The organism is Enterococcus sp. 3H8_DIV0648, from assembly GCF_002140655.1.
In the GTDB taxonomy this organism is placed as follows: Bacteria; Bacillota; Bacilli; order Lactobacillales; family Enterococcaceae; genus Enterococcus_A; species Enterococcus_A hulanensis.
On record NZ_NGLG01000001.1, the window covers coordinates 595,036 to 600,977 of the forward strand.

The following is a 5,942-nucleotide window of genomic DNA, read 5'->3' on the forward strand; positions in this document are numbered from 1 at the left end:
CCTCTTTGTTTTGGCCGGTGCCGCTTGTCATTACCTGTCTCTTATACACATCTAATCCAATAATTGTAACTTAAAACAAAGAAACATTCATGCTGAGTTCTTTAACAGAGGAACAAAGTATGAATGTTTTTTGCTTAATTATAATAAGAACGGCTCTTCATAATAACGCCATATTTTTTTCTAACTTTCCTTCAAAAAGCTCATACCTTTTTCAAATATTTGGCGTAAGATGAACTTAACCCTAAAAATAATTCTTTTTCCCCTGTGAAAGCAGGAACCCCCAAAGAAAGAAGGATGACACAAGTGTGTCATCCTTCTTTCTTTGGCTTAACTGTAGACCCACGCATTAGCAAGCTGAGGCATGAGCTGGTCGAGAGAGTATTTTTGCATATAATGCTCTTTATCCGAATTATCATTCGGATCATAAACGATCAATTGATCGCTTTGCAGATCTTTTTTGATAACCATGATATGTCCAACATCCGTGAACTCACCAGGATTAACAGAAATGACGATTGGTTGATTTTGATTTAGGTGTTGTTGGATTTGGGCTTGGTCCTTCCCTAAGTCTTGCATAGTCAAGCCATAATTTTGTGCAAAAGCCGGAAAAATTGACCACGCAGTTCCTTGCCCAGATTCATAATAGCGGTCGCCGCTCCATTCCAGAATTTCTGTTGGATAAACCGTGCGTTTTTCCTGATAAGAAAGGATCATCGCTAAAGAAGTAATAGCACAGCCATTGGTAGCTAGATCATTTTGATTAGACCCGCTCCCATAAGCCTTATCAGCCCATCGCGGGTCTGTTTGTAATGCTAATGAGAAATCTTGTCCATGCTCTTGCAAATATTGATTGGCACTGGCAGAGAAATCTTGCTGACTGCTGACTTTATTATTAAAGTGAAAGAATCGAGTAGAGAGGATACCTAGACTGGCGATCACTAAAAAGCTTCCGAGTAAAATTGGAAAAAGTCGAATTCTTCGCCTCATAAAAAAACACCTCCACCCTTATATTAAAACGAAAAAAGGGGGAGGTGTCATCGGTCAAAAGTTGTAAATTATTCGAATTCTTCTAGTTCAAGACTGAGCTCTTCCCAACTGGAAAGCTGTTCCTCTTGTTCTGCTTTTTTTGCTTCTAATTCATTAGTCAATTCCAATAATTGAACATGATCATTCAAAATATCCGGCTGACTCATTTGTGTTTCCAGTTTGTCGATTTTTTCATCTAAAGCAGAAAGCGTTTCTTCGATTGCTTCGATCTTTCGACGCAAACTGCGGATCAATTTTTGCTGCTCCTTGTCTTGATAAAATTTCTTTTTAGGAGCTTCAACAGGAACTTCTTCTTTTGCCTGTAATTCGGCAATTTCTTCTTCTTCCTTTTTCTTTTCTAAATAATAGTCGTAATCTCCAAGATATAATTTGCTACCTTCAGGAGATAATTCGATCACTTTGTTAGCGATCCGATTAATGAAGTAGCGGTCATGGGAGACAAACAGCAGTGTTCCTTGATAATCGATCAAGGCATTTTCTAAAACTTCTTTATTATCGATATCCAAGTGGTTCGTTGGTTCATCCAGAATCAAGAAATTTTCTTTATTCATAGAAAGCTTTGCTAAAGCAACACGCGCCTTTTCACCGCCGCTTAATAAAGGAATCGTTTTTTCTACATCTTCACCGCTAAACAGAAAGCCGCCCAAAACATTACGGATATCTTTTTCTGGTGTGGTAGGGTGCTCGTCCCAAAGTTCAGCCAAAATCGTTTTATTCCCGTGCAAATCTGCTTGACCTTGATCATAGTAGCCGACAGTAACATTGGTTCCAAAATGGGGATTTCCCTTAATAAAAGGAAGCTGACCAATTAACGACTTCAATAAAGTAGATTTCCCGATTCCATTTGGACCAACAAGGGCAATCGCATCTTCACGGCGAATATCTAAATCAATCGGTTCAGATAATGTTTCTTCATAACCAATCGCAGCTTCTTCAACTTGTAAAACAACGTTGCCAGAAACTTTATCAATATCAAACATGAATTTTGCTGATTTTTCTTTGCCATCTGGTCGATCTAGCCGGTCCATCTTTTCTAATGTTTTGCGTCGACTTTGCGCTCGTTTAGTTGTTGACGCTCGAACTAAATTACGAGCAACAAAATCTTCCAATTTGTCGATTTCGACTTGCTGCTTCTCATAAGCTTTCCAATCACTAGCAAGCTGGGCGGCCTTTAAGTCTAAATAACGAGAGTAATTTCCAGTGTAGTGACGAATCTTGTGACGAGAAATTTCATAGATTTCATTGACGACACGATCCAAAAAGTAGCGGTCATGAGAGACAATCAATAACGCGCCTGGGTATCCTTGTAAGTAATCTTCCAGCCATGCCAATGTCTCAATATCTAAATGGTTGGTTGGTTCGTCAAGAATCAAAATATCTGGTCGAACCAGTAGCATCCGTGCCAAGGCCAAGCGTGTTTTCTGTCCGCCTGACAATGTGCTGATTTCCTTATCATAAAAACTTTCATCGAATTTAAATCCGTGCAACACACTGCGAATCTCATTTTCGTAGCCATAGCCGTTTTGATCATTGAAATCATGCTGCAGCTGATCATATTCCTTCAATAAAGAAGCGTAGCGGCTATCACTTTCGGGTGTTTCACCGAGTGCAACTTCGACCTCTCGCATCCGACTTTCCATTTGGCGCACTTTATCAAAGGCCTTTAGCATTTCATTCCAAATGGTTTCATTTGAATCCAAACCTGTATCTTGCGCTAAATAACCTAAGCTTGCTTGTTTATTTTTGATCACTTGCCCAGCATCGGGTGCTTCGATGTTGGCGATAATTTTTAGTAGTGTCGATTTGCCCACACCATTTCTTCCGACTAAACCGATTCTTGCTTTACTGGCAACTTCAAGATGAATATTTTCAAATAAAGTATCAGCACCGAAGTAACGGGCAATTTGATTTGCTTGTAGTAAAATCATTGGATATATCTTCCTTAAATTTATTTTTCCGAATGGATTCAGTCTACCATATTTTTAAAGAGCTTGCGATTGGAAGCGGTCATTTCAAGAAATCGTGATTTTTTCACAAAATTTCGAGCAAGTGCGTTGCATTTTCAGTCAGATTCTTGCTATTATAGTGCAGTAGTCAACATTTACGAATTTTTTTGATAAAGGAGAGTTATTGTGAAAGAACATTCAATTCCAAAAGCGACTGTTAAACGATTGCCGTTATACTATCGGTATTTGCGTATTTTAAATAATGCTGGAAAAACCAAAGTATCATCTACAGAATTAAGTGAGGCGATCCAAGTCGATAGTGCAACGATTCGCCGCGACTTTTCTTACTTTGGAGAATTAGGAAAACGTGGATATGGATACGACGTTGAAGATTTGATGCATTTCTTCGGAAAAATCCTAAATGACGATCAATTGACTAATGTTGCTTTAGTCGGTGTCGGTAACCTAGGTAGCGCCTTGTTGAAATTCAAGTTTCATCAAAGCAACAGTATTCGTGTAAGCTGTGCCTTTGATGTCAAAGAAGATATTGTGGGCCGCATCGTTGATGGTATTCCAGTATATCCATTAGACAATATGGTGGAACAAATCAAGTTGCAGCAGATCGAAATTGCGATCTTAACCTTACCAGCACAACAAGCCCAACAAGTTGTTGATCAATTAGCCGATGCAGGAATCAAAGGTATTCTAAACTTTACTGCGGCTCGTTTAACTGCGCCTGAAGATGTTATTATCCAAAGCGTTGATTTAACTAACGAATTGCAAACATTGATTTACTTCTTGCATCACAATACAGATAACAAATAAAAAGACTGAGCACACGCTCAGTCTTTTTATCTGAATAAATTTTGATAATCTGTCGCCTCTGAATCTTTAGGAAGTTGTTGTAAAAGATTTTCCAACGATCTGAAGTCGATAAAATGAGCTTGACGCGCAATTTTTTTTCCGTTGTGATAGACCAAGACCGCAGGAACCGTTAGAACTTCGAAAGTTCCAGCTAGCTCTGGCTCTTGAATAATGTCCAAGTGATGAAAGGGAATATCGTAATCCTTAGCAAGTTTTCTTGCCTTCGGTTCATCAACATGACAAATGCTGCACGATTCAGAAGAGATAAAGACCACGTTATTCGTTTTATTAGTAATAGACTCTTGAACAGTCGTTAAGTTTTTCATAGTAGTCTTCCTTTCTAAAACAATACTTACTATCTGTAAGATAATCAGATTTGGTCAAATTGTCAATTTTGTTGTTCGAGATTAATAGTTGTTTGATTTAATAAAAAGCGTTATACTCTCTAATGTACTGCGGGTGTAGTTTAGTGGTAAAACAGAAGCTTCCCAAGCTTCCGTCGCGAGTTCGATTCTCGTCACCCGCTTCATATGGAACACGGCAGCTTAATTTCTGATAAGTTGCCGTGTTTTTTGGTATTAAGTACTTTTCTTTCATTGTCCTCTTGCTATTCAAATAGTGATTGATGTATGCTAAAGGTGATGTGAGGGGAAACTCTCACTTAGGGTAATATATCCTGACTAAACCAACGTTTGTGGCTGAGCGTTGGTTTTTTTGTGCTTTCTTGTAAGCGGATTATGCAAAAAAGAATATTTTAAATTAAAGCCAATTTGTCAGAGCTGCTTACTTTAATGAAGGAATTTATTTATACTGAAAAACCGCATCATACTCTTTGGAATTTACTAGAGTTCACTCTTGTCTAGGAATATACTATGAGCTAATCATTGAAGGAGGGGTGGAAAATGATTTTTGAAAGATTCTATCGCTGGGTAATACGGATTAGTTTTGCATTTACTGTAGTGCTTTACGGATTAGGAATTTTTTTCTATTCTCGCCTGCCTGCTGAAATTCCGATCCAATTTGGGGTTGATGGAAGAGTAAATAATTGGGGCAGTAAAGTAACTGTTTTTCTTTTTCCAACAATTTTGTTGCTGGTCACATTGATTAGCAGAAGCAAGTACGTTGATGTGAAATATCCGGGTGTGGGTGGAGAGAATCGATTACACAAGATTATTTTGTGCGGTTGTCAATTTTTAATCTGCGGTGTAGGAGCGTATCTCTTTTTTCTGTATTCACAGATGCTGGAATAGAAAATCTCATATGGGATTAAGTAGTGATCCCAAGAAGGTTTAAGATTAACAGCAAAAGCGCCGGCAGCATCGAGTTCATTGTATTAAACATCCAGTGAACCATAATGGATCCCCAAATGTTTTCTGACAGTAAGTAGATTAATCCCAAATAAACACCTAGCACCATGTAAGGGATCATAGCATATACATTGCCGTTAAAAGTGGTCCAATGTATTAATCCAAATAGAATACCTTGGATGAACAGCATGATTACACGCAAAAATTTACTAGAAAATTTTCCTAATAGTAAATAGCGAAAAGTCAATTCTTCTGTAAAAGGAGCAATAAAAGGGATAATTGCAGCTAACACTGTCCAACTTGGATTAAGCGTTTGCGGAGAAGGAATTGTTGACGCACGAAGCTGTAGAAGTTCACTAGGAATCATTTCACGCGTAACCCGCAACAGTAAAAAAGCTACCGCAGTTAAAAAAATACTCATTAATAATCTAAGAAAAAGCCTCGATCGATAAAGATGCCATTGCTCTCTTAGAAAATCGTGAAACAAATAAATCGTAGCCACAAATCCAGTTAGAAAAAGCAGGGTTGATGCAAGCAGAGCAGTTTCGGGGCTTTTACCTAAATGAAGGGGTGGGAAAAGGCAGTCACCAATCAATAATTCTAATGGAATGATAAAAAGCCCCCACCAATGTTTTTTATTTGAAGCCATCTTTAACCCTCCATTCTTTTTTTATTTTAAAAAAATGGATGAAATGTGTAAAGCAATATGAAATAAGAATAATTTTGTTTGTGATTGTTTTGGTATACTAGTAAAAAGGGAGGGAGAGTGTATTGGATT

6 protein-coding genes and 1 tRNA gene are annotated in these 5,942 nt (G+C 38.0%); 3 read left to right on the forward strand and 4 right to left on the reverse strand.

The window, feature by feature from the left end; all coding sequences use genetic code 11:
- Positions 1 to 327: 327 nt before the first annotated feature.
- Together A5875_RS02675 and A5875_RS02680 are read right to left on the reverse strand one after the other, a co-directional pair.
- Complete coding sequence (locus A5875_RS02675) at positions 328 to 987, reverse strand: C39 family peptidase (protein WP_088932173.1); 660 nt, start codon at positions 985 to 987, stop codon at positions 328 to 330.
- 68 nt (positions 988 to 1,055) lie between these two features.
- Positions 1,056 to 2,975 (reverse strand): ABC-F family ATP-binding cassette domain-containing protein, encoded by a 1,920-nt coding sequence (locus A5875_RS02680; protein ID WP_088932174.1) that lies wholly within the window; start codon positions 2,973 to 2,975, stop codon positions 1,056 to 1,058.
- Positions 2,976 to 3,179: 204 nt separating this feature from the next.
- On the opposite strand from A5875_RS02680, the gene A5875_RS02685 reads away from it, so the two are divergent.
- Positions 3,180 to 3,818 (forward strand): redox-sensing transcriptional repressor Rex, encoded by a 639-nt coding sequence (locus A5875_RS02685; RefSeq protein WP_010739685.1) that lies wholly within the window; start codon positions 3,180 to 3,182, stop codon positions 3,816 to 3,818.
- Between the two features lie 26 nt (positions 3,819 to 3,844).
- Here the strand turns inward: A5875_RS02685 and A5875_RS02690 are convergent, their stop codons facing one another.
- Positions 3,845 to 4,183: a thioredoxin family protein gene (locus A5875_RS02690; protein WP_088932175.1), complete on the reverse strand. Its 339-nt coding sequence runs from the start codon at positions 4,181 to 4,183 to the stop codon at positions 3,845 to 3,847.
- 129 nt (positions 4,184 to 4,312) lie between these two features.
- Between A5875_RS02690 and A5875_RS02695 the strand changes: the two genes are divergently transcribed.
- Positions 4,313 to 4,383: transfer RNA gene (locus A5875_RS02695), tRNA-Gly, on the forward strand.
- Between the two features lie 376 nt (positions 4,384 to 4,759).
- Positions 4,760 to 5,107: a DUF1648 domain-containing protein gene (locus A5875_RS02700; protein WP_088932176.1), complete on the forward strand. Its 348-nt coding sequence runs from the start codon at positions 4,760 to 4,762 to the stop codon at positions 5,105 to 5,107.
- 16 nt (positions 5,108 to 5,123) lie between these two features.
- On the opposite strand, the gene A5875_RS02705 is transcribed toward A5875_RS02700, so the two are convergent.
- Positions 5,124 to 5,813, reverse strand: a complete 690-nt coding sequence (locus A5875_RS02705; protein WP_088932177.1) for a CPBP family intramembrane glutamic endopeptidase — start codon at positions 5,811 to 5,813, stop codon at positions 5,124 to 5,126.
- Between the last annotated feature and the right edge of the window lie 129 nt (positions 5,814 to 5,942).

What these genes read in the sequence shown, in the direction of transcription:
- A5875_RS02675 (WP_088932173.1), bottom strand. Translation starts at nt 987, where the DNA reads ATGAGGCGAAGAATTCGACTTTTTCCAATTTTACTCGGAAGCTTTTTA.
- A5875_RS02690 (WP_088932175.1), bottom strand. Translation starts at nt 4,183, where the DNA reads ATGAAAAACTTAACGACTGTTCAAGAGTCTATTACTAATAAAACGAAT.
- A5875_RS02700 (WP_088932176.1), top strand. Translation starts at nt 4,760, where the DNA reads ATGATTTTTGAAAGATTCTATCGCTGGGTAATACGGATTAGTTTTGCA.
- A5875_RS02705 (WP_088932177.1), bottom strand. Translation starts at nt 5,813, where the DNA reads ATGGCTTCAAATAAAAAACATTGGTGGGGGCTTTTTATCATTCCATTA.
- A5875_RS02680 (WP_088932174.1), bottom strand. Translation starts at nt 2,975, where the DNA reads ATGATTTTACTACAAGCAAATCAAATTGCCCGTTACTTCGGTGCTGAT.